Annotated in this window: 20 protein-coding genes and 1 pseudogene; 18 read left to right on the top strand and 3 right to left on the bottom strand. The window is 45.0% G+C overall.

From position 1 onward, the window contains the following. Positions 1-14: 14 nt before the first annotated feature. Positions 15-1,250 (top strand): DUF4374 domain-containing protein, encoded by a 1,236-nt coding sequence (locus SCB77_RS10810; RefSeq protein WP_320186450.1) that lies wholly within the window; start codon positions 15-17, stop codon positions 1,248-1,250. A 245-nt stretch (positions 1,251-1,495) separates the two neighbouring features. Here the strand turns inward: SCB77_RS10810 and SCB77_RS10805 are convergent. Next, positions 1,496-1,591: pseudogene (locus SCB77_RS10805) on the bottom strand (Crp/Fnr family transcriptional regulator); the annotation flags it as partial. Between the two features lie 326 nt (positions 1,592-1,917). Here SCB77_RS10805 and SCB77_RS10800 point away from each other — a divergent pair. The 3 genes from SCB77_RS10800 to SCB77_RS10790 all read left to right on the top strand — a co-directional run bounded on the left by SCB77_RS10800 (position 1,918) and on the right by SCB77_RS10790 (position 4,458). Then, positions 1,918-2,388, top strand: coding sequence for a putative quinol monooxygenase (locus SCB77_RS10800; protein WP_320186449.1), 471 nt, complete (start codon positions 1,918-1,920; stop codon positions 2,386-2,388). 14 nt (positions 2,389-2,402) lie between these two features. Then, positions 2,403-2,813 (top strand): hypothetical protein, encoded by a 411-nt coding sequence (locus SCB77_RS10795; protein WP_320186448.1) that lies wholly within the window; start codon positions 2,403-2,405, stop codon positions 2,811-2,813. Positions 2,814-2,946: 133 nt separating this feature from the next. Next, a complete protein-coding gene (locus SCB77_RS10790) occupies positions 2,947-4,458 on the top strand; it encodes a family 43 glycosylhydrolase (RefSeq protein WP_320186447.1) in 1,512 nt (503 codons plus the stop codon). A 91-nt stretch (positions 4,459-4,549) separates the two neighbouring features. Here the strand turns inward: SCB77_RS10790 and SCB77_RS10785 are convergent, their stop codons facing one another. Beyond that, positions 4,550-4,975, bottom strand: a complete 426-nt coding sequence (locus SCB77_RS10785) for a nuclear transport factor 2 family protein (RefSeq protein ID WP_320186446.1) — start codon at positions 4,973-4,975, stop codon at positions 4,550-4,552. A 471-nt stretch (positions 4,976-5,446) separates the two neighbouring features. Between SCB77_RS10785 and SCB77_RS10780 the strand changes: the two genes are divergently transcribed. The 13 genes from SCB77_RS10780 (at position 5,447) to SCB77_RS10720 (ending at position 21,174) form a co-directional block, all read left to right on the top strand. Next, a complete protein-coding gene (locus SCB77_RS10780) occupies positions 5,447-6,190 on the top strand; it encodes a LytR/AlgR family response regulator transcription factor (RefSeq protein ID WP_320186445.1) in 744 nt (247 codons plus the stop codon). Beyond that, on the top strand, positions 6,187-8,109 hold the full coding sequence (locus SCB77_RS10775) for a histidine kinase (protein WP_320186444.1): 1,923 nt from the start codon (positions 6,187-6,189) through the stop codon (positions 8,107-8,109). Before SCB77_RS10780 ends, SCB77_RS10775 begins: the two co-directional genes overlap by 4 nt. A gap of 146 nt (positions 8,110-8,255) precedes the next feature. Further along, the gene (locus tag SCB77_RS10770; RefSeq protein WP_320186443.1) at positions 8,256-8,753 is read left to right on the top strand and encodes a hypothetical protein; all 498 of its coding nucleotides are present in this window, start codon (positions 8,256-8,258) and stop codon (positions 8,751-8,753) included. A 304-nt stretch (positions 8,754-9,057) separates the two neighbouring features. Then, on the top strand, positions 9,058-9,492 hold the full coding sequence (locus tag SCB77_RS10765) for a hypothetical protein (protein ID WP_320186442.1): 435 nt from the start codon (positions 9,058-9,060) through the stop codon (positions 9,490-9,492). Then, positions 9,489-10,055 carry a hypothetical protein gene (locus SCB77_RS10760; RefSeq protein WP_320186441.1) on the top strand — a complete coding sequence of 189 codons (567 nt, stop codon included), beginning with the start codon at positions 9,489-9,491 and terminating at the stop codon, positions 10,053-10,055. The genes SCB77_RS10765 and SCB77_RS10760 overlap by 4 nt, the downstream gene beginning before the upstream one ends. Before the next feature lie 29 nt (positions 10,056-10,084). Then, positions 10,085-10,843: a hypothetical protein gene (locus SCB77_RS10755; RefSeq protein ID WP_320186440.1), complete on the top strand. Its 759-nt coding sequence runs from the start codon at positions 10,085-10,087 to the stop codon at positions 10,841-10,843. A 24-nt stretch (positions 10,844-10,867) separates the two neighbouring features. Next, positions 10,868-11,173 (top strand): hypothetical protein, encoded by a 306-nt coding sequence (locus SCB77_RS10750; protein WP_320186439.1) that lies wholly within the window; start codon positions 10,868-10,870, stop codon positions 11,171-11,173. Positions 11,174-11,695: 522 nt separating this feature from the next. Continuing rightward, a complete protein-coding gene (locus SCB77_RS10745; protein WP_320186438.1) occupies positions 11,696-13,516 on the top strand; it encodes a glycoside hydrolase family 2 protein in 1,821 nt (606 codons plus the stop codon). 55 nt (positions 13,517-13,571) lie between these two features. Beyond that, the gene (locus tag SCB77_RS10740) at positions 13,572-14,303 is read left to right on the top strand and encodes a hypothetical protein (protein WP_320186437.1); all 732 of its coding nucleotides are present in this window, start codon (positions 13,572-13,574) and stop codon (positions 14,301-14,303) included. 49 nt (positions 14,304-14,352) lie between these two features. Beyond that, the gene (locus tag SCB77_RS10735) at positions 14,353-15,471 is read left to right on the top strand and encodes a glutaminyl-peptide cyclotransferase (protein WP_320186436.1); all 1,119 of its coding nucleotides are present in this window, start codon (positions 14,353-14,355) and stop codon (positions 15,469-15,471) included. A gap of 135 nt (positions 15,472-15,606) precedes the next feature. Then, positions 15,607-16,194: a hypothetical protein gene (locus SCB77_RS10730; protein ID WP_320186435.1), complete on the top strand. Its 588-nt coding sequence runs from the start codon at positions 15,607-15,609 to the stop codon at positions 16,192-16,194. Between the two features lie 191 nt (positions 16,195-16,385). Further along, complete coding sequence (locus SCB77_RS10725) at positions 16,386-19,646, top strand: SusC/RagA family TonB-linked outer membrane protein (protein ID WP_320186434.1); 3,261 nt, start codon at positions 16,386-16,388, stop codon at positions 19,644-19,646. 34 nt (positions 19,647-19,680) lie between these two features. After that, complete coding sequence (locus tag SCB77_RS10720; RefSeq protein ID WP_320186433.1) at positions 19,681-21,174, top strand: SusD/RagB family nutrient-binding outer membrane lipoprotein; 1,494 nt, start codon at positions 19,681-19,683, stop codon at positions 21,172-21,174. A 155-nt stretch (positions 21,175-21,329) separates the two neighbouring features. Here the strand turns inward: SCB77_RS10720 and SCB77_RS10715 are convergent, their stop codons facing one another. Next, positions 21,330-23,900 carry a PDZ domain-containing protein gene (locus tag SCB77_RS10715; protein WP_320186432.1) on the bottom strand — a complete coding sequence of 857 codons (2,571 nt, stop codon included), beginning with the start codon at positions 23,898-23,900 and terminating at the stop codon, positions 21,330-21,332. Between the two features lie 298 nt (positions 23,901-24,198). On the opposite strand from SCB77_RS10715, the gene SCB77_RS10710 reads away from it, so the two are divergent. Continuing rightward, positions 24,199-24,723: an RNA polymerase sigma factor gene (locus SCB77_RS10710; RefSeq protein WP_320186431.1), complete on the top strand. Its 525-nt coding sequence runs from the start codon at positions 24,199-24,201 to the stop codon at positions 24,721-24,723. Positions 24,724-24,858: the final 135 nt, after the last annotated feature.

The following is a 24,858-nucleotide window of genomic DNA, read 5'->3' as shown; positions in this document are numbered from 1 at the left end:
ATACTTTTAAAAACATGCAAACCAAAATGCGCCGAGCGGCAGTCGTTTTAGGCCTTGTTGGCGCAGCGTTGATCTTAAATACCGCCTGCAATAGCAACAAAAACGAAGAAAGACCCATCGAAGAGGGACAGCACTTTACCGTAGCGACTTGGTTGGAAGGGCCACAGTATCTTGGGAGTACAAAATCACTTACCGAAGGAACCTTATCCTTCTTGGGGAAAGGATTTGAAGCAGAGGGGTCACGTTACATACAGCACGGTGGATATATCTATATGATGAACCTCACCGAAAAAAAATTCAACCAGTATGCATTGAGTAAGGACGGACAGATTACGTTAAATGGCTCTATCTTGACCGACGGCGTTGTGCCCAATTATTTTCAATCATTGAATATTGTGGATGACAATACCTTGCTTGTGTTGGGCTCCGTAGACGATAACAAAGGAACCGCAGGTTGGGCGCGTATCGAAATTCCTTCATTTAAAGTGGTAGCAAAAGGCGAACTTAAAGTTCCTTACGACGCGGCAGATCCCGGACAAGGTTTTTACGTAGGGCGAGGTTATGTGGACAACGGCAAGTTTATCCTAGGCGGTTATTTCTACAACAGCCAGACAAAAGCGTATGCCCCAACAGGTGTAACCGCACTAGTGTATGATTATCCGGCGATGAATAATATGCAGGTGATTCAAAGCAATGCTACCAAAGCGGGTATCGGGTATGATTACCTTTCATCTGTAGATACCGACAAAGATGGTAACCACTATTTTGTGGCTAGTGCAGGGAAGTTTTGGACAGGCCTTGGAGGCAAATCTGGAATCGTACGCATAAAAAAAGGCGAATCAAAATTTGACGAAAGCTACTTTTTCGATGTGTCTAGCCAGTTAGACAAAGAGGCTTGCCTTATGGGGATCACCCATGTGGGCGATAACATTGCCTTTGCTACGGTACAATATGAGTCTATGATGACCTCGGTCAGGGACAGACTAAAAAATGTAGGACAGGTGGTGAAGCTTGATCTTGCTAATAAGAAAGTTACGTTGATGAATACGCCATTGAGCCCTGTCGCCATGGTGCGTGCTCCACTGGTATACCAAGGTAAATACTACACAGCTTTGTGTATCGATGGCGGAGAAGCTAACCTCTATGAATTTGACCCGAAAGGAAATGCGGATTCTTTCAAAAAAGGATTGAAGATCGATGCAGGTGGTTGGGTACAGGTGCAAATGATCGTGGCCAATCCTGCCAACTAAGGCAGCTCAGCGTCGTATAGTGTTCATAAATAAAAAAATCCTGAAGCGGGGAGCTTCAGGATTTTTACTAACTAACCAATTATTAACCTAAATTATGAATACTAGCATACTTTCAAATGCTGTGCCAAACTAATCTACGGATCGCTAATTAACGGTTTGTTAACAAATATGTTGCATTTCTTCGGTACGCACTAGTGCCAAAATATCCATAGCCCTTAATTTTGACATGCTAAGCTGCCATTCACTTAACGGATGTTCTTTCGTATACGACTTAACGAGGACTGGGTGATGCCGAGATAGGACGCTAAGTAGGACAGTGGGATGCGATGGAGGAGCCGTGGCTTTTCCGATTCCCGAAGAAGCCCCTGTTATCAATACTGTTTTCATATTCTTTTTCTTATGTATGGCACAAATATGGAACAACCTGTAAGGAAAGTATTTGCCATAAGACAAATAGCGCGTCGGTGTCATTTTTTTCCAAAACGTATTACGACACCTTTATGGCTGGCTTGTTTAACGCTATCCGTTTTTAAGGCAATGGCTCTCGATGAGTCGATGAGGAAAATATTTTTCCATTAGAGAATAAATTGTTAAATTGCTTCTTCATGCTGAATGGCATAGCTCCTCGGATAAGAGACTAGGCCATACAGCGAAATACCAAGATCATATGCTAAAAGAAACTACGCAGGATTTATTAACCTCGACATGGTTGCTTCGCCTTTTGTTTGCCCTGCTGTGTGTGCTGTGCTTGACCCACAACAGTAGCGCTCAAGAAACAGGTGTTAAAGTGCGTATAGCCGAGATTACCCTTTTTCCAGAGCACCTAGTGGAATACAAGGCTCTCCTTCAGGAAGAAGCGGAAGCCTCCCTGCGATTGGAAAAAGGAGTGATAGCGATCTTTCCCATGTTCCAGCAAACAGATTCCACACAGCTTCGAATATTGGAGATTTACAAAGACGAAGCTGCTTATCAATCGCATCTAAAGACAGCCCATTTTTTAAAATATAAAAACGGTACACTGCAGATGGTGAAAACGCTTAAACTGGTCGAGATGGATGCGCTAGATTTGGATATGGCTGCCCTTATTTTTAAGAAATGGGACGCCGTAGCAAGCCCGGAAGACCAATCTGTTAAGTAATCAGTTTTTAATGGATGAATAAATATAGGAACGTCAACTGGCAACGAGTCTTGATCATTATTTTGCTGACGGTGAATGCTACAGGTGCGTTGCTGGCGGGGTATGGCTTTATGCGGTATCCGGATGGAAGCTCCTTGGGAATGGACACGACAATGTTGCGGTTCAGTCCGTTCGACAATTTTTTGATCCCGGGAATAATCCTGTTCTGCGGCAATGGCCTTTTAAGCCTTGCCACAGTATTACTTCTTGTTTGTAAAAAGCCGTTGGCTAATCCTGCGCTTCTGCTGCAGGGAATTGTTCTTGTTGGATGGATTGCCGTGCAGATGATTATGCTCCGAGAAACCAACTATCTGCAGTTGACCTTTGGGTTCGTTGGCTTGCTATTTTTGCGATTCGGATATAGCTGGACCTACAAGAGGGGCTGATCGGCAAGAAAATGGCGTATCATATTGTATAAGCTTTTTGTCAAAAGGTACCATCTTGCGTAGCGGGGTATGACGTATTTTTAGAGCGTTCTACTGCTGGCAACGACATGCTAGCTGAATGATGTACGGAAAGATGAAAAAAGCCTGGATAATTTTGCTATTGCTGATGCATGGGATCGTCTATGCACAGACGATCAAGAACTTTAGTCGATCTGGTGATCAACTGACGAAATTTGATGAGCTCGGTAGGGCGGTGGATGCTCATGATGGTGAAGTGACCTATTTTGAAGGTAAATACTACCTCTATGGCACGAGCTATGATTGTGGTTTTGAGTGGAATAACAAAACAGCTCCATTTTGTGGATTTAAGTCGTACTCGTCGACAGATATGGTGAATTGGACCGATGAGGGCTTCTTGTTTGATGCGCAGAACGAATTATGGCAGAACCGTTGCGACGGGAAAACCTATGGATGCTTTCGCCCTCATGTGGTGTTCAATACAAATACAAGCCGATATGTGTTGTGGATCAATGTATATGACAATGTATCCGGATATCGTGTCTTTACATCGGAGAGCCCGACAGGTCCCTTTGTGGAAGTGGCGGAGCCTAAAATCGCTGTCAATGCATCCCAGCCCGCTGCCGGCTTGAACAATGGCGACCATGACCTTTTCGTGGATGAAGATGGACGCTGCTACTTGGCTATTACCGATTGGCGCAGAGATGGAGCTATCGTTATTGAGGAATTAACCGAAGACTACCTCTCGGGCACCGGGCGCGTTTCGGACTTAGTGACGAGCGGCCGCACCGAAGCGCCCGCCTTGTTTAAGCGAAAAGGGATCTATTACCTCACTTACTCCGATCCTAACTGTGGCTATTGTGCTGGCACAGGAACTTCCTATAAAACGGCAAAATCGCCTCTCGGCCCTTGGTCCGAGGGTATACAGATCAGCGACAATTCTTGCGGTGGACAACCTTCTTTTGTGACGGCCCTCCAAGTCGATAACGAAACTGTGTTTTTATATGGAAGCGACCTTTGGAATAACGCGGCAAAGAACGAGGCCTTGGCTAACTTTTTTTGGGCTCCGCTAACGTTTGATGCGGACGGCGCGATCGAACCTTTGCACTGTATCACTTCTTTTAGTATGACGCGTGAAAGACATCAGCCTACGGAAGAACCGGTAGAATCCGAAGAAAGCGAGTTTCGAGCATTTTGTGATATTGGCAATAGCATACAACGGGCGCAGTCCTTTACAGCGAACGCCAGCGGTGAGCTGCATAGTTTCGTTATCACCACACTGAAAAGTGGATATCCGACGGAAGATTTACTGCTCAGTTTCTATGAGAGCGAAGAAGGGCAACCTGCAGGTGATAAGGCGCTGCAAACTCTTAGCATTGCCGCCGCTGATATCGGTTGGTCTGCAAAGCCTTTTACGCTGTCTCCGCATATAAACGTTAAGGCGGGCAAGCAATATGTTGTCGTGCTGCACTCGGCTACCCAGCAAGGCTGCTATGGCTTTGCATTTGGGGATCGGCAAAACGCTGGTCCGGAGAGCGCATCTATCAGTCAAGATGCTGGGAAGACCTTCAGGAAGGAAGGGAATCGGGTACTAAAAACCGAATGGACTATTGCCTCTCGGCCTTGACATAGTTGCTTTTAGCTACAGTGTAAAAAAACATGCAATCATTTAGGTTGCATGTTTTTTATTTTAGGCTGAAGTATAGGGTGCAAATTGTCTACGGATAGGTGGTGACGACCTTACTAACCTTCCAACCGTCTTTATCTTGGTTAAGCGTGATGTAATCTACGCGTGTAAAGTGTTTAAATACCATGGTTGCTTTGGCGACGCATGCTTTACCACTTTGGTCCAGAATTTCATAGCTGGTTTTGCAGTTGAATGTCACGCCTTTATGTGCTTTTAAGAATTCGAGGTATTGCTTTTTGTTGTAGCTATCCTTGTTTACGCTGTTGCGATATTGGAAATCGTCAGCAAAAAGGTATTTGTTCAGGTCTATGCTGCCGAGTGTGGTAGCTTCGAGGTAGGTGGTAATGATCTTGGCAGATTCCAAATTTCGAAGCGGGTTGTTCTTGTCTGCGGCAAAGGAGCAAAATGAACTGATCATGATCAGTGCTGTGGCGATGCTTGTTAATGTCTTTTTCATGGTTGTGGGTGTTGTATGTTTTTAATTTTTTAATTGCTTGTTTGATGTCTCAAAAGTAGGAACCTTCGATGTTCGCTGACAGATCAATTAGACCAGCGGTCTTTCTTTCTCGGTGAATACCAGTATCTTTTCGGTAAACAGTTTGATGATTTCTGGACTTCATGAAAAGCTTCTTGTTCTACATGCCAAGAAATAGGCAAGGCTTTTGCCAAAAAAGTTAATAGATTGTATTATAGTTGTTTGTGTCTTATGTCCCTTTTGCTGTTTGTTCATTATCGGACGTGTCGCTGTTCACTGTCGGACAGTTTGGTGAATAAAATAGAGGAGCTTCATTGACTTAGCGTTTAACAAGGCTATAGACTCGGATAGGGGTACAGTCGACAATTCATAAATGCTGGTCGCGGATTGTAAATAAAGCATATCTAAAAAGCGTGTATTATGTTATCTTTACAATAAACGCAAAAAGCAACAATGATGACCTTGGCAATCATAGAAGACGAGCCGGCCGTGCGGCGGGAAATCACCTATTTGGTGGAACAGGAGAGCGATGTGGAGCTAATTGGTTGGGCCGATACCGTGCGCACTGCACGCAAGCTGATAACGGAGAAGGTACCCGATGTGATCTTGATGGATATACAGCTGCGGGATGGTACGGCATTCGATCTGCTCGCCAAACTGGAGCCTATTCCACAGCATATTATCTTTATCACAGCCTATAATCATTTTGCGATCAAGGCCATCAAGTTTGGTGCTTTGGACTACCTACTGAAACCCATAGACCAAAGTGAGCTGAATGAGGCGCTCGGCCGTTACCGTCGTAAAAGTGAAAACAATCCGCAATGGATGCAGCAGTTGGCACTAACGCAGCAGTCCATGGATCAGGGTACATTGCCTGAGCATATCGTGTTGAATACCCTCAATAATTCGAGGATCGTCGCTGTTGATGATATTGTGTATTGCAAAGGGGATGGGCCCTACACCTTCTTTTTCCTGAACGACGGATCCCAACAGCTGATCTCAAAACCACTTAAATATTACGAAGAATTGTTGCCTGCACCGCATTTCCTGCGTACCCATCAATCGTATTTGGTGAATAAGAAATATGTATCGGGTGTCAGCCGATCGGAATACATCATCCTAAAAAATAATGAAGAAATTCCGATTTCCACGCGAAGAAAAAACTCGATCCTCAATCTGCTCTTTCCCAACAAATGAAAAGAAGTCTCTTCATCGCTGTTTTCTGCGGTATAATGGGCCTGCAGGCCTGCAAAAAGGCGGTAATTAATACGAGCGAACGCGATAAGCTTGCTCAAGAAATGAAAGTGCTAGACAAGGTCGATGTGTCGCCAGAAAACCGCGACAGCTTGCTTGCTCAATGGAAGTACTACCATGACCTACCCGCGGTAAAGAACGACACCGTATTACTTGTGGATGCCAAATATCGTATGGCACGCCTATATGCCATGGAAGGTAATGACTCGGCCCGTATTATTATTGAACAGGCTGTCGATTTGATTGAGCCGACTACCGGGAATATGCGGCTGAAAGCGCTTGTTTACAATGGTATGGGGAATATCCGAAACCAAGCGGCCAAAGCTAACGAAGCAGGATACTATTACAACAAGGCCGCTGCCATCGTGTTGTCTGACTCTTCGACAGGGCTTTCGCCCGAGGCACGATCGGTGTTCCTGCTGTCGGCAGCACAGAGCAACCACAATATGTTTCAATACGATCTTTGTGAAAAGATGAATCGTGCTGCACTGTTGTTGTCGGATTCGCTGCCGGAAGGACATATCAATAAACAGCGTGTGTTGGTGCAGATGATTCAGGTGCTCTATGTCCGACAACGACCCGTAGATAGTATCGCAAACTATTTAACTAAGTTGGAGGCTTTGCATAGCACCTACCCCGGACGCTATAATACAAGCTATCTGTATGATGCCAAAATACAATACTTCGAGTTGAAGGACCAAGCGGATTCCGTTTTGCATTACCAAGTCGAAAAGGCCAAGCTGGATGAAGCGCTGGCCGAATTAGGTGACCCGACGAATGTGCAGCTCAATAATTTGTTTGTAGACTACTGCAATATCGCGGCAGTTTATGTGGAACGTAGGCAGGCCGATAAGGCCCGAGCCTGTATCGCTAGGGCGCAGGCGCTGCTCAAAGACAACGCGGACGTTATCCATGCAGACAATATGCTAATTTACTACCATAATGTGGCTGCATACGAGCAGCTGACGGGCAGGCCGAACGAAGCAATCAGGCTGCTGCGGCTGGTGGCCGAGCTCCAAAAAGGAATATACCAAACGGAAAACACGCAGGCCATCGCGGAGATGAACGCACTCTACCAGCTGCAAACCAAAGATCGCTCTATCCAAACGCTTAATGAGAGCATCAAGATCAATAAGCTGCAGCTGCAGCAAAACCGTCTCTGGCTGGCTATCGTTCTGTTGTTTGCCGTGATCTTGGCATTATCTATTTTCTTCTTGTACTATGGCTTCCGACAGCGACGTTTACGCCAAGAGAAACAACAGATGATGTTGCAACAACAGCTGTTGCGCACGCAAATGGAGCCTCACTTTATCTTCAATACCCTCGCTGCTGTGCAGAGTTTTGTGCGCTTGGACAAAAAAGAACAGGCCATAAAATATCTCAACAGATTTAGTAGGTTGCTGCGCAGTAGCTTAGAGCTTAGTCGCGAACATCTGGTGCCGCTGAGCGAGGAAATCGACACCTTGGAAAACTATTTATCCTTACAACAGATGCGCTGTGAGGATGCTTTTCTGTATACCATAGAAAAGCCCTATGGCCAAGATTTAACGGCGGTGCTGTTACCGCCTATGCTGATACAGCCCTACGTGGAGAATGCCATTCTCCATGGTATTGACTTGGATAGTGGCAATGGGAAAATCGAGATCGATTTTAGTTTTCAGGAGCAGGATCTCCTCGTTGTACGCATTAGCGATAGTGGAAAAACAGAGCCCGTTTCGAGCACACATCCGCATAAATCCTTGTCTGGCGCGATAAGCCAAGAACGCATCAACCTACTCGGAAAAAAAGCCATGATCAGCAGCACCGATCGTCCTGACGGAGGCAAGCAGGTGGTGTTGCATATTCCGCTTACTTATGCCTAAGCATTTCATATACTGGGAAGAACCGTTAACTTAAAAAAAGAATGCCTGCCTTTGGCGAATCATAAATGTATGTCCAGCACATTGTAAAGGAATGATGTCCCTTTGCCTAAAATTGTGTTCCTTCACCTAGTTAAAAGTAGAAACTGATGAAAAAACTAGTTGTACTCTCCATTTGTGTCCTGCTGTTGCAAGCCTGTAGTGGAGGAAAGGAATATGCCTATAATGAGAAAACGGCCGATCTTTTCCTGAAGACGATGAATGTTGTTGATGAACGTTATCAGGAGCTTCAAGGCGGAGCTTTTGATGGAAGTAACTCGGATAAATTCGATTACGAAGCGCGTTTCAAGAAGGCACAACGCATAGCCAGTTATGGTGCGGAGATGAAAGCGCTGTTGGAAGAGCTGCAGCCCAGTGAAGAGGCACAGAACTTTCACGAACAGGTTGGCGAATATATGCTGATCGTAAAAGACCAATATGGACCGCTGTTTGTGCGCTATGTGGAGGCGACCGATAGCTTGGAAAAGAGTAAAATCAGGGAAGAAATCAACCTCAAAAACATCATGCTTACTGCGCAGGCAGACAAGTCGCTACAGGTGCAGCAAGAGTATTTTAAACGGGTAGGGCTGCAGGCAACAGAAGAGTAGGCTTGGGAAGTGATGTTGCTAAGCATGCGGAAGCCGCAAGACGGCAAAAGCACAATCACTTCCGATTAAGCAATAGTAAGGTTTATGTTAATAGTGTTCACGTTTCGGGTGAGGGACATCCGGGGGAAAATTCCGGAGTCCCTATCCTGTAAAATACTGGTCGACAACCTCGCATATCTCATTCACAAATGCTGCTGACAGAACAGGTTGCAAACGATCTTGCGCAACAGAGCTATTCGATTAGGATGATCAAGGAGATCCTGCAAATTTTTGAAATAATGCAATCATCAAGCCTTAAATGATTATGGAATATAAAATCTGCCTTTCGTATAAGACGCTACTATTTTACAGTATTTTGCTTCCCATTGTAGCTTTTGCATCGCTCTCCAATCTCATTGGAATAATAAATAATACCAATCAGGTGACCGGATTTGGTGTTTTCAGCCTTTTTGGCTTTATTGTATTGCCTATTCTGATCATTGCTGGCTACCGAAACAACCTCTGTAAGATCAATGCGCTACAGGTGCGTATTGGGAAGGAAGTTTATCCACGGGATGCCTATAAATTTGCGATAGAAGAATATACCCTACCTTTCAAAGAGCGACCATTGTTTTCCCTGCACCGAAGAGTGTACAGCAGATTAACGATCAGCAGGAATAGCGGAGGGATAGTACAGTCACTTGACTTAGATGTGTCCAAGAAAAGTATGCATGAATTACGCCAACACTTATCCATATGACAAAAAAATATATACTCCTTATTGCGTTGTTGCTTCTTTGCTTTACCGCGGTAGTTCATGCGCAGGAGGATGCGGAGACCGAAATTTTTAATACCGATGCTGCGTTGTTCAATGGAAAACTCAAACGGTTTTTTACCTATGATGCATTTCAAGCAGTTTTTGGAAAAGCAGATAGTGTAAATCTTTTGATGGATTTGCAGCCTTGCAGTTATATTTTCGAAGAGGAAGATGGCAGCAAACATGCTGATGACGCTTACCTCTATAAAAATGGTTCTCGGTTTGAACGAAGTCAAGATAAGGTGGCCGTTGATGAATTTCGGTTGACGAAGGCTGACTTTATACAATATGGCGATCGGCAGCTTTCTGGCGAAACCACATTAGCGGATCTTCGAGAGATGTTCCCCTTTGCGGCAAGCCAAGCACAGCTGTTGAACGTGGACGGCGAAGGAGAGCTGTTGGTGATCCACTTAGCGGAGGCGCCAAATGGGGAATCGGATGGGCAAGTACGCTTGTACCTAAAAGGCGGATATCTTTATTACATACACTGGTGGTTTCCGTGTTAAGACTTTGTGGTGAATTCCATATGATCGCTATGATACAAAAGGTAGGGCTAATTTTCTGTATTGTTCTTCTCGGCGCTTACTGTGCAGAAGCACAATACAGTCCATTCGCAATTATAGCGGATCAGGACGGTTTCAGTAATGTGAGGTTGGGTAAAAATAGAACGGTGGTTGACCGGGTTCATAGCAACCAAGTATTTGCCCTGCGGGGGCCGGTTGATGATGATGGTTGGCAGGAATGGTCTTGGATTGATTATCCAGACTACAGCCTGCGGCGATCCGGCTTTGAAAAATTTATCCATAAAACGAAAGAAGGAATGATGCATGGCAGCCGGATTAAATTACTCGTTGATCTACCGCAATGGGCCCGGCGGCATGATCCTGCTCGTGGCCTGTTGATATGCAGCGATCCTTCCAGCGATAGAGAAATTGAAATTGTTTATGGTGAATTTTTGGTTGCTGCTCATCTATACACGCGAAATGCAGCGGGTGCTATCGAGAAGATCGACAAGCAGGAACCTTGGGGTATTGATGGCTACGTTTATAGCAATATGAATGAAATAAAATCCATAACTTTAAGAGATGGCTCGGAAAGTTATCGCTTTCCTGCGCAGAGCATCGTGAATCTTCTGATGCCCAATACGGATCTTTCCACCTTTGGATTGGCCGTAGGCACGGATGATCACTTGTTCCTATACATGAGTAATGGGGACGGTGCGGGAGCCTATGATGTGGTGTGGACGATTCATCAATGGAAATGTAGCAATCAATTCCTCTACCGTAATTTTTGATAAAATCTGTAAATAAGTAAACAAATGTGGATCAACATTATGCGTTTATGCTTACAAAAAGCCCTGCTAATTTTTCTTTGCTGTGCGTGCTCAAGCAGTGACGACAAGGTTGCTGACACGCGATTTTGGAAATATAGCGAAGGCTTCTCCATAGGAGATATGCTTGATTTTGAGCAGCCCAGCTTGAGACTCCAAGGAGATACTATTTTTGTAGCCGACAGCGCGTTGGCGAAGGTGCGGAAGATAGAAAATCGATGGTTTGCCGGGGATCGCGTATTACATATTGAATCGCTAAAACATAAAACTATTGGTCGGTATGTGGCTAAATAGCGAGACTGCCATGCATAGTGCTGGATGCTCCATTACATAAAGATCTTATTTTGAATTGAATAACAGATGTCCGAACAGGTAACAGGACTGTGGACTTCGTGTAGTTACCAAATAAAAAAATCCTAAAGCGGGGAGCTCTAGGATTTTTAACTAACTAACCAATTATAAACCTAATTATGAATACACAAAGGTAAGGCTATTTTTACAGTTTGCAATACTTGCTATAACGATTTAACAAAGAATTAACAAGTTCCCTATTCGTTGTATTTTAAGCAAGTCCTATTCACCGTTCTGCATGCGAAGTGATTCGGTGAACACGGGCCTGTTAAGATTGTGGTTTATAAGGGAAAGACTACCTGGCTTCCATTGGGAAGGCGAATGGTTGTGGTTGGACTATTCGCTTAACGGCTCAGGGGAATGCTATAAAAGGTCTAAGGTTAAGTTCTCGTTTTTGAATACTGATGATTGTGATAAAACAATTTAGTTGCGTATATTCACCATAGTTACATCAACCAGTAAACCATGAGAACAAGAGAACAACTACTGATCGTTGCCGTATTTTTCCTATTCGTTAGCCAAGTTTGGGCGCAGGAGCCACTATTGTCGACGCCATGGACCGAAGCCGCCTCCCAAGCGGAAGTTCCCTTGGCCGAGTACCCGAGACCACAGCTGTCGCGCGAGAATTGGCAATGCTTAAACGGAAAATGGGATTACATAGGCGGAAAAGATGCGCCGAACGCGCTGAATCCCGAAAAAGAAGCTGCTTTTGAAGGAAAATTCGAGCCTATTTTAGTGCCCTACTGTCCCGAATCTTTCCTCTCGGGCATTCAGCGTAAGCAAGAAATCAATATGTGGTATCGGAGGACATTTGAAATTGCAAAAGATTGGAAGGACAAGGATATTATCCTGCATTTTGAAGCGGTAGATCACGATGCGACGATATTCGTCAATGGGCAGAAAGCGGGAACGCACGCTGGCGGCTATGATGCCTTTGCGTTGAATATCACCAAATTTCTAAAACCGGGTAAGAATAACTTGGTTGTTGCAGCCCACGACAGTAATGATGGTCGTTATCCTTCCGGAAAGAATGGCCCCCGGGGTGATTATACCTTCTCTTCTGGGATATGGCAAACGGTGTGGCTCGAGCCGGTCAGCAAAACATACGTTCAACGGATTAAGCTATTGCCCGATGTTGATGGCAAGCGCCTGCAAGTGACTGTTGAAACATCGGACAAGGCGACAGTCTCGGCGGTGGCCTACAGCGGATCGAAAGCGCTGCCAACCATAAAAGCGAAATCGGGAGAAACATTTTTCATACCCATCGAAAATCCACGCCTTTGGTCGCCGAACGACCCCTTTTTGTACGACTTAACGTTAACACTACTCGACCGTGCAGGAAATGCTGTTGATGAAGTGAAGAGCTACTTTGGGATGCGAGATGTACGACTTGGTAAAGTGAATGATGTGGTGCGCCCATTGTTGAACGGGGAATTTGTGATGCAAGTAGGCCTTTTGGATCAGGGATATTGGCCGGATGGCATCCTAACGGCGCCAACGGAAGAAGCTTTGAAGTCTGATATCGAATACACGAAAAGAGCGGGATACAACCTTATCCGAAAGCATATGAAGACCGAGCCGCAAAGGTTCTACTATTGGGCAGATAAAATGGGGCTGTTGGTTTGGCAGGATATGCCCTGCCTATGGTATCCAGATGAAGATACAACGCGATACAGAACGGCATTTCGTGAAGAGTATAAAGAGCTTATTGACCAGCATTACAATGCACCGTCGATTATTGCATGGGTGCCATTTAACGAAAATTGGGGTGCCTTCGATGTGAAGAATATTACCGCATGGACGAAGAAGTATGATCCCTCGAGATTGGTTAACGGAAACTCAGGATTCAACAATAATCCTTCGTATCAGAAAGCCTATGGAGACCCCGGAAATGGTGACTTTGTGGATACACATATCTATGTAGGCCCAAAAGGAGCTTCCGAGCCGGATGATAAGCGCGCAGCATCCTTGGGGGAATTTGGTGGTGTGGGGCTATTCGTTCGCGGGCATATGTGGCCGGTGGAAAACAATGCTTACGCTTACGAACCAACCATCGACGCATTAACCGATCGCTACGTTTTCCTGATGGACTTTGTGGAACAGCTTGTGCGATACAAGGGGCTTAGCGTTGCGATCTACACGCAGACCACTGACGTGGAGCACGAGGTCAATGGCCTATTGACCTACGACAGAAAGGTGGAAAAGATGCGGCTGGAAAAAATAAAGGCCGTGAATGAAGCAGTGATCAAAGCGGGAAATGATTTAAATATGCAAACGAAGAAATAAAAGTTATCAAAAAGAACGGATAAGATTATCTTAGCGGTATCTGAAGCGCTACGATATGAACATACGACAAATTTTTCTGCTGCTCTTATTTCTTCCAGTAAGCAGCTCCTTACTGGCGGAAACCAAAGATTCGATTACCAAAATTGAAATAGGTAATCTTTCCTTTGCCGATGGTCAGTTGCATATTCATTTTCAACTGGGGAAATTCGTAGCAGGTACAGGAAACGAAAAAGTAGACGTACTCCGTCGTAGTTATTCCTTATCAGCAGAGGTTGCAAAGGCTTACCGCGCTATGATTAACGAGGTGGGGATATTACGCATTTCATCTCACAAACCCAATTGCATCGATTGTAAACCATTTAGGATACGGTATACGCTAAGGGAAACGCAGCACGAGATTGTCGCTTTTTTGCATAACATGACTGCGGAAGATAGGGAGACCCTTGCTCGCTATGAAAAGCTAACGGAAAAGCTTATCAATGTGTCGTCTTGGGAAAAGAAATTCCACGATGAACTGCCTGATGGAAACTATGTGGCCGTTGGCCATATGGTTACCGGGAAAACATATCGTAAGAAGAACGGACAGTTTGCAGAAGTAGAGCTTCCGTTGTATATACGCGATGGTAAAGTAATTTCAGTTGATGAATTTGAGCAGTTGGGAGTAGACGGTAAACGCTATGAACTGACCAAGCTGGACGATCCAGGTGCCACAGCAATTTATGGAAATGCTGGTCGGTTTGGTGTTGTATTGATCCGCGAAGTTAAGGAAGAAGCTCCTTTGCCATAGATTGTTTCCTAATGGGTGAAAATTCAAATAATATGGATACATTTATAGTGTGAAATCATTCGAAAAAACAAAATATCTGCAGCTAATCGCTGCTGTTTTGACGGTATTAATCGTTTTTATGGCCTGTGGCAACGAAGAGAAAGATCGAAATAAAGAAAATGATCGATCGCCGGCTTTGACGCAGGGTATAAAATTTCAAGGAATCAAAAGCAGGTATGTGCCCGGCGAAGAGCTGGTACTGTTATTGGATAGCCTTTCCGGGACGGTCGATTCCATTGCCTATTTCTTGGGAGACAATAAACTGAGTGTGGTAAAGGCCAATACAGCCGTTAAGCATACCCTTACGAATGAACGTTTTGGAAAGCAGGTGGTTCGTGCGATCTTGTACAACGGCGCAGACAGAGAGGAACAATCTTTGGCTTTTGATTTTTTACCTGCGTTGAAACCGGCATTGTGGCGTTACCGCATAGTCAAGAAGTATCCCCATGATAAAAGTGCATACACACAGGGCTTAGAGTTCTATCGAGGTAACCTCATGGAGAGTACTGGAAATGGAATGGGCAGAAGTGGTAAGCAGGGAAAATCGAGTATTCGGCTAGTGAATCCTAACACAGGGCTGCCAATCATAAAAGTAGAACTGCCAGACGCTATTTTTGGGGAAGGAGCCACCGTGTTGCAGGGTAAGATTTATCAGCTGACCTATACAAACAATCTCGCCTACGTTTACGATGCACAAAGCTTGAAGAAAATCGATAGTTTGCCTTATTTTCAAGCAATGGAAGGCTGGGGGCTAACCAATGATGGCAAAACACTATATATGTCTGATGGATCAGAGACGATTTATCAGGTGGATCCAAAGGATTTTACGAAAAAAGGATATATCAATGTGGCCACCAATGAGCGAACTATTCCAAAAGCCAACGAGATGGAATGGGTTGACGGGAAGATTTATGCTAATTTTTTTGAGGAAGATGTCATCGCGGTTATCGACCCGAAAACGGGAACTGTGGAGGCCTTAATTGATCTTTCTGCATTGAGTGAGCAAGTAGGGCAGCATATAGACCTTGACGTGCTTAATGGAATTGCCTATAATAAAGAATCCGGAACCTTCTTTGTAACTGGAAAAAATTGGGATACGATGTTTGAAATAGCGATCTTGAAAGACTAGCAGAATCGAATCTATGAAATCTTCGCCAAGTGGAAAAATATTCAGCTGTTTGAGTTTACCCCTCTATATTGGCGGTTTCCCCCCTCTAAGAATAACGATGTTATAGGTATATTGCATCTGATATTTAATCTATTAATGATGAGAAAACACGTTATCCTTTATGTCTGTCTGCTGGGCGCTTTTTTTACAAACGTAAGCGATGCCGTTCATGCGAACGGGAAAGCACATGCCTTCGTGGAAACGCAAAGGCGAGATACGGCTGAAGTGCCCCAGTTTTCTTCTTGGCAAGAGGTTTTGCGCTATGCTAAAGAGCAAGGAGGTTACGATCAGATACTGCATAAGAATGGATTGGTTTTGCTGAACTTCAAAGCCACGCGAAAATCTGTTAGAAAATTTATGGATAAATACATAGCAGCGGACGATGTCGGTATTATCACACTGGACGATCGAACGGTTGATCACAACTTCATGATCGATCGCTTGACGGGATATGAGAATCTGTGCAAGCGCTACAACGATAGAAAGCGGGAAATTGTAAAAGCCTATGCCGCAGATAGGACCTTAAAAGTAGTTCGGCTGAAATGGGCATATCAAGGCAAATCGTATAAGACCTATGCACTTGTGTCCGAAAAGTTGAAAATGCTGGTATATGATGATTTCCTGTCTAATATTTCGATTTTTAGCGTTGAAGAATATAGTGGGGTCGTTCCCCGAGAACAGTAACGGATAGGCGAACAGAGGCACATGAACAGCTTAAGTTCATTGTCAAGCGGATAATTGCCTTAATAATCATTTAAAACAACCCCTTCTTTTTTCTTTGATATTTCTTTTTTCGATAACAGTGGCTTAACAGCATTTTTCTTGCTTTGCATCGATCTAAAACATAGATCGATTATTAATTCCACGAAAAAGAAATGAATGAATTAAACTTCCGGTCAGCAAAGCCAATGACAAAATTGGCGATTGCTTTAGGCCTCTCTATGGCGTTGTCCATACATGGGGCCTGGTCAACTCCAAAGCCAAACACTGATGAGGCCTCTGCCGCAATTTCCGTTGGCGCGCAGGGAGCAGCAAGTGGACAGATTACCAGCGAGAGCGGAGAAGCTTTGCTTGGTGCGACGATCACAAACCTGCGTACCCAGCAGATGACCTCTAGCGACTTCAACGGTAAATTTGTTATCGAAGCGCAGCGAGGGGATGTTTTGGAAATCAAGGCGATGGGCTATAAGGTGCAGCAGCAAAGCTACAATGGCAACAGCTTGACGATTGAATTGACCAAGGAGGAATCGGCTATTGAAGAAGTGGTTGTTACCGCGATAGGTATCAAAAAGCAGAAGAAGAAAGTCGGCTATGCTACGCAGGAGGTCAATACGGAAGTATTGCAACAGTCGAAGACCATGAACATCGGTAACGCGTTGACGGGACAAGTGGCCGGTTTGATCGTCAACAACCCCACAGGGATCTTTCAAGCACCATCGTTTAACCTGCGCGGAAAAACCAACCTTTTGATCGTAGTGGATGGTATTCCTGTAGAAACAAACTTCTACGATATACCGAGTCAAAATATTGAAAATATTAACGTCCTGAAGGGGGTAACCGCTTCCTCTCTATATGGAGCGCGTGGTAAAGAAGGAGCGATCTTAATCACTACAAAGCAGGCAAAAGCCGATAAGTTGCAATTTACCGTCGGGAGCACCAACATGTTTTCAGCTGGTTTTACGGTTTTTCCGGAATCCCAAATGGAATATGGTAGTGGATCCAATGGCAAGTATGAGTTTTGGGACGGAGCCGATGGTGGTATCTCCGATGGTGATATGGCTTGGGGACCGAAATTGAACAGCGGTATTCAAGTGCCGCAATGGAATAGCCCCATCCGCGATAAGCAGACAGGTGAAGTCATTCCTTGGTGGGGAGATGTCAGTGGAACAATGTATGATGATAAGTCGCGCTATGAGCGGGTGCCGATCGATTGGGTAGCACATGACAACTTGCGAGACTTCCTAGGTACAGGATTCGTGACGGAAAACAACGCGACAATAGCTTACAAGAACGATAAGCTAAGCATCTTCGCTTCTGGGAAATATGCTTTTCAGAAAGGTCAGGTGCCCAATTCACAGCTGACAACGGGTGGCGCAAATATCAACTCCTCCTATCGCTTCACCCCCAACTTGCAGTTTGATCTCAATTTGTCGTACAACAAGGTGAAATCGCCTAACTATCCGCGCTATGGCTACGGGCCAAAAAACCACATGTACACCATTTTACTGTGGATGGGAAATGATGTGAACGGAAAAGAATTGTCTGAGCATTACTACATACCGGGGCAAGAGGGGTTCCGTCAAGCAAACTACAATTACGCTTGGTACAATAACCCTTACTTTGCAGCAAACGAGCTGAACCAAATGCACGACCTTGATGTGTTACACGGACAGAGTACCCTCAACTGGAAGGTTTCTTCCAAATTCATGGTGCAGGGACGCGTCTCAGCCAGACAAAAGACCTTGTTTGAAGATATGCAGGTGCCTAAATCTTATATGAACTATGGCGACTCCCGAAACGGGGATTACAAGACTTGGGACAACAAGCAGGTGAACTTTGATGCCGATGTGTTGGCGACCTATACAGAGCAGTTTTCCGAAAATTTTGGCTTGACATTAAATGCCGGTGGTTCGACTTTTAAACGAGATATCCGTAACGCATTTATTTCCACCGATGGTTTAGTTGCCCCTTTCATCTATAACATCGGAAATAGCCAAGGGCCTATCAAAACATTGATCTCTGGAGATGATAAATCGAATAGCTACATTCGGGAGAAGGTAATCCGTAGTGCCTACGCTTCCTTAAACTTAGACGTATTCCGGTCTACTTATATGAACTTTTCGTTACGTAACGACTGGTCGTCTACGCTTCCGGAAAGCAATCGTTCATATAGTTACCCTTCGGTATCGGTGAGCTCTATCCTTTCGGATTATTTCAAGATTGCATCACAGGTGGATTACTGGAAGGTTTATGGTTCATGGGCTTCTGCTTCCGATGATTTGACGCCTTATAGCCTACAGGCATTCTACGAAAAGGATTTCAATTACGGAACCACACCTTCTGTAGTATACCCTAGCGTATTGGCCAATGCGAGCATCATGCCGCAAAACACACAATCTTACGAGCTCGGTACAGCTTTCGGTTTCTTCAAAAATCGTTTGTCGCTTGATTTGACCTATTATAACATTATTGATGACAACACCATCTTGAACGTGCCAGCCTCGCAGGCATCGGGATTCAACTCGCGCAAGGTAAACGGATTTAAAAACCGCACACAAGGTTTCGAAGTGATGCTAACGGCAGGAATCATTAAGCAGGATAATTTTGCTTGGAATACAACCGTGAACTGGAGCACTTCGGTACGTAAGATCGAAAGCATTTATCCGGGCGTGAATGTACTGGAAAATCGGAAGGTTGGTGATCGTGCTGATGCCTACTATGCAACGACTTGGCAGAAGTCTGCCAATGGCGATTTAATTCTTAACCAAAATACGGGCATGCCTATCCGCGATCCTTATCCCACCATGTTGGGGCATTTCAATCCCGATTGGCAATTTGGTTTTATGAATACCTTCAAGGTTAAGGACTTTACCATCAATTTGGATATCGATGGATCGATCGGCGGTGTGATGAACTCGCAGACCATCGAGAAGATGTGGTGGGGCGGTAAACATCCGTCGTCAACGCTTTACAGGGATCAGGAATATGAAACGGGACAGAATGCCTATCAGCCTACGGGGGTTATCGTGACCGGTGGTGAGTTGATCCGTGACACCAATGGGAATGTTACTTCCGATACGCGTACCTACTCGCCATTTACCGGCACGGTAAGCTGGCAGTCGTGGAGCCAAAATTACCCTTACCAAGCGCGGGTCACCGAAGAGGAAAGCGAACTGTTTGCTAATGTGTTCGATCGCTCTTTCGTTAAGCTAAGACGTTTGGCAGTAAGCTACGACGTCAACAAAATTATTAAGTCCAAAGCCCTTAGTGGTCTTGATGCTTCGGTGTTTGGATATAATTTATTGATGTGGAAAAACGTCCCTTATGTTGATCCTGATTTTGGTATTGGTAACGACGCGAACTTACAGGACCCGTCGACGCGATACCTTGGTGTATCCTTGAATTTTAAGTTTTAACAAGGCCAACCAGCTATTTTAGAAAAGAATGAAGATGAAAATGACACAAAAAATAACAAAGTTTTTTTTGGCTACTGCGGCCGTTTCGGCGCTATTCTCTTGCCAAAAGCTAACCGATATCAACGAAAACCCAAATTCTGCTGCCAGCGCGCATCCGCAGGCTCTGCTTCCTAAGGTGGAGTGGGACGCTTTTCGTGCTTGGCGTGGTACCTCGCCCCTGTATACTTTAAAGATGATTGTGCAGACTGATGGCGAGAACGCTAACCAAATCTATAATTGGCAAAGGGGAAGTTTTGATCCCTACAGCCAGTTGCGCAATGTGATCAAAATGGAGGAGGAAGCTGTCCGTGTGGCAGATCCTACCTATTTGGCGTTGGCAAAGTTCTTCCGGGCCTATTACTTTTACAACCTGACCCTAACTTTCGGAGATATCCCGTATTCGGAAGCCTTGCAAGGGGAAACGTCGCAGGTTTACACACCAAAGTATGACAGCCAGAAAGATGTTTTTGTGGGAATTTTGAAGGAACTCGAAGAGGCTAACGATATCCTGCAGGAGCAAGAAGGAGGAATTATCAAAGGGGATATCATCTATGGAGAGCAAGCTGCGCAATGGGTCAAAGCGGTGAACGCCTTTCGCTTGAAGGTGTTGATGACATTGTCGATGAAAGAAAACGATGCGAGCCTCAATATCAAAAGCCAATTCGCGTCGATCTACCAAAACGAACCACTTATAGGTGAAAACGATGATGCACAACTGCAGTTTTTGAACCAAGATGGAAACCGATACCCGGAGTTTAACTCCAGCGGCTACGGCTCGGGGATGTATATGGACTCTACGTTTATCAAAAGATTACAGGACCATCAAGATCCACGCTTGTTCATGCTGGCAACGCGCACGCGCGAGGCAGAAGAACAGGGGCTGGCTTTAGACAATTTTGCGGCTTACGAAGGAGGAGATCCTATTGCCCCGTATGCACAGGTAAATGCTAAAGCGGTACGCGGCAAGCTCTCAAAAGTGCTTGAAAGGTATACACAAGATGCTACCACAGAGCCGTTACAATTGATCAGCCATGCCGAGCAGCAGTTTATCTTGGCAGAAGCGATCGTGCGTGGTTGGATAAGTGGTGATGCTAATGCGGTGTACAATGAAGGTGTTCGTTCGGCTTTTAAATTCTACGAGACCTATGCAAAAGGGCTGTCCAGTTTCGTGGGAGCGGCTAAGGTTGATGCTTATCTGCAACAGACGAGCGTACGCTTGGACGCTGTGCCTAGCAACGAAGAAAAGATTGCGCGAATCATGATGCAGAAATATTTGCGTTCCTTCCATCAGGGAGGCTATTCTGCTTATTTCGATCATCTACGGACCGGATATCCTGCCTTGCGCAAATCTGCCAACGTACAAACGGCCTATCGCTGGATGTATCCACAGGAGGAATACAATATTAATGGTGCAAATGTTTCCGCGGCTATACAAACCCAGTTTAGCGGAAACGACAACATCCGCAGTAAACCTTGGTGGGTGCAGTAATGAAGTGCAGATACAAATAGCGATTTTTGTTAAAGAAATGGCCAACGGTAGCATGTCTACTGTTGGCCATTTGCTTTTTTAGGCATGTTGTGCAAGCTATTCTTCGAATAGCCGCCGCTGCAATTTAAATCGCAGGACAAGTCGCCATAACATGCTTATAGTTTCAAAAGTAAGGTTTGCTTACTTTGATTTCTGTAAATAACTACGGTTAATTGATCTCTGAATTTATCTCGCTTAACGATACGTTCGAGATCTGCGCTGTTGTCGATTGTCTCATGCTGACATTCCACTATAACGTCGCTCGCACGTAGGCCACTAAGATAGAGCGGACTGTTTTCTTCCAGCTGTGCCACTAGTGCGCCCGCCATGCTTGGGAGACCTGCCGCAGATTGCTCGCCCAAGGATGCTATCGATTTAAATTGTGCCCCTTTCCAAGATAAGACCGAGGTTTGAGTGGAGGCATTTTGTGTGGAAAGCGTGGGGATAGGTGCCGTTTCTGCTAATTTCTTAAGGCGAGGATGCTCTACGCCAAAAGAATTCATATCGAAATTTTTAAATCCTTTGGGAAGATTTCCTACTAGCTGAAAATCGCCTTTTGCGGCATCTTTAAACTGCATATCAATGACCTCGCTATGTGCATCTATTCCTTTTTTCTGATCTTTTGCCAAGTCATCCGTCGATGCGTAGTAGTTATAATCCACGGTGTCGCCCCAAAATTTTACTTGAATATCAGCATGGCTACGCATCACCACATTGTTTCTAAATACATCGTGGCTGTCTTTGAACCATACGTGCGGATGGAAACCGTTATTGATCATGATATTGTTGTACACCGTACGATAGAACCCTTCTCGAAGTTTTAGTCCGCCACTGAGACAAAGATTGTTGTAAATTTGGTAGTTCGTTGATCCGTCATCTAGGTCAATGTCCCAGCCATGATCACACTGAAACCTGTTATTGCGGATCTGTGTGGGCTGTACGGCATCCAGCAAAACCCAGGTTGGATGTTGCGCCGTGACCTTGTTCATTTCCCCGCGGTTGGCCTGCCAAAATCGATCTCTCCCCCAGGAGTTAAAAGCGCCATGGTCACTCGTCTCGAGGACGGTTTGGAAGACATCGTTGTAGGCAATATCGTGACCGCCCCAAGTGCCATCGCCAATGTTGATACCAGCACGTGGCACACGGTAGATGCTGTTGTGTAGCACACGGATAGCGGAGGCCATGGAGATCTGGACACCCGCAACCTGTTTTTCGATCAAGCCGATGTCGCGAATGAGGTTGTTGCTGGCTTCACAGTCTTTTGGAAAATTATCCGATTTAGGGCCGATGAGGGTATCCATCGCTGTAATTGGGACAGATTTTTCATAACGAAAAGCGGGAGAACGTACAGCCTCGGGGCTACCGACAAAGTTGATGGCTCCAGCGCCCAATCGTTCGATGAGATTGTTGGCAATCAGAATATCACGGTTGTAATTGCTGATGAAGATTGCGTTTCCACCTAGATCCACAAAGTCGGAACCTGTTACTTCGCAGCGTTCTGCGCCTTCGATTTTTACCGCTCCCTGCCGATAGATTGTCCAATCACTTCGCAACAGCGGCTCGGCCGTCTTCATAAATGTTGGGGCGGTATGGGTAAAGCGTATTCCCTCAAGGCGAATGTTGTGCGCAGGTTGTGTTAAGCTCCCTTGTATCGTGATGATATTTTCTAGCAGTGGCGCTTCGAACTGTTCGTTGTTCGGGTCGATACCTTTCTCGGGGTAGTAATAGAGCGTGTTGGTCTTTTCGTCCAAGAACCATTCGTTGGCCACATCGAGCTCTTCAACTATATTTTCCACATAGCGGTAGGTCTCGTGCATCTTACTCGGCCTATTGTTTTGTTCGCCTCCCGAAAAGGTGAGCTGACCATCTTGATCCCTACCGCTGATGCGGTAGTGGAAACCTCCCCAACGACCGATATGTAACGCATGGACATAAGCGGTCGTCGGATCTTTCCAGCGTTGTACGCGCGCTGTACTTAAGGCATCGGCAGCATAGCCCTGAAAGGGAAGTACTGTGGCGTCATAATTAGGATACCTCGCCCTGTGTAGCCGTTTTCCATTCGTGTACAGTTCCTGAAAAACAAGGCCCTTGGGAGTTGACGCTTTCCAGATACCTGATTGCTGATGTACCCATTTCAAGTGCAACGGCACAGCGCCGCTGAGCGTCACACGGTGACCCTTTGCGGCCTTAATTGTCAGTGGTGCATTTTCGCTACCGGATTCGGCGGGCGTAATCAACAGCGCCTCGTCTAAATAGTAGGTTCCTTCACGAAGGATGAGTTCAACGGCGCCTTTGTAGCCGTCTTTTTTCAACTTAGTGACCTGCTTCAGTGCCGCTTGTGGGCTAGCAAAAGGACGGGAAGAGGTGCCGGATTGGCTATCCTTTCCGGTTGAAGCAACATAGATCTGTTGGGGTTTCGTAGACTGCGCCCAAGCTTGGGTAAAGCAAAATATAGCGCTGAAAAAAAATAGTTTGGATAGGGATTTTAATATGATCGTTACAGAGAGTCGATTGTTTTTGGTGCATAATAAATCAAAATTACTGGATTCATCAGGCACCGTAAGAGGAGATAGATGTACTTGGGGGGCTAAGTTATTTTTCTTAGCGGTATTTTGCTGCTGTAGTGCATTTCGGTTTTGGAATATTAATCCAATCGTCCTTCTGTAGTTAAAAGCGGATAGGTTCATTTTTCTTTTGGTAAGACTAAAATTCAAGCTTTAAGCATCCAAATTAAGACACTTTTCTGTTATTTCGCGACGCAACATGAAAGCAATCGATTGTTTAATTTTTTTGATATCGAACTGATGAAGCAAAATCTCGCTCGCGCTGGCAAAAGTAAACGCAGATCTCAACCTGATTTCTATAAGCTTTACGATAATGGAGAAACAATATCTATGTTCACTGTTAAATTTTTATTAATTTGTGTACCAGTTAACCAAATGTTCCAAAGGGCTAATTAACTTTGGTGGAAAAATATTGTCGTTTATGGAGTTGTTATTGGCTCGCATTAAGCGGGGCGACCATCAGGCATTTAAGCAGTTATTTGAATCGTACCATAAAAAAGTATATCGATTTGTTGCGCGATTTGCAGATGATGATCAAGCCGACGATATTGTACAGAATATTTTTATTCATATCTGGAAAACAAGAGGTAAAATCGACGATGAGACCAAAATGGATGCGCTGTTGTTTAACACAAGTAAGCAACAGATTTCCAACTGGCACCGAAAACAACGTGAAGAACGGTTAGACGAGGAGAATCTGCCGCTGGCAGAAGAAGATGAAGACCAAGACTCCTCTTACCTCTTAGCTGAACGCAGAAAATTATTGAGCCAGTGCGTAGAACGGCTGCCTGCACGACGCCGAGAAGTTTTTACATTGTACCATCACGAAGGACTATCCTACCAGGAAATCGCGCAATACCTCAACATATCGATCAGTGCCGTTGGGAACCATCTCAACCGTGCAACAGAATTTCTCCGTGAACAGGCCAGGTCTTATAAAGGCTAGTTGGCTCAAATCACTTTTTCCTTTTCCAATATTAATAAATTGTTAAATAACCAAATTAAATTGCCCTACAAGTGGTAGTTTGAATTCGGCAAACGTATTTACAGTAGACAGTCGTTTTTAAGGCATTGTCGTGAC

The sequence above is a fragment of the Sphingobacterium bambusae genome (genome assembly GCF_033955345.1).
In the GTDB taxonomy this organism is placed as follows: Bacteria; Bacteroidota; Bacteroidia; order Sphingobacteriales; family Sphingobacteriaceae; genus Sphingobacterium; species Sphingobacterium bambusae.
Note: the sequence above shows the minus strand (reverse complement) of the source record. Positions and strands in the feature narration are given on the sequence as shown.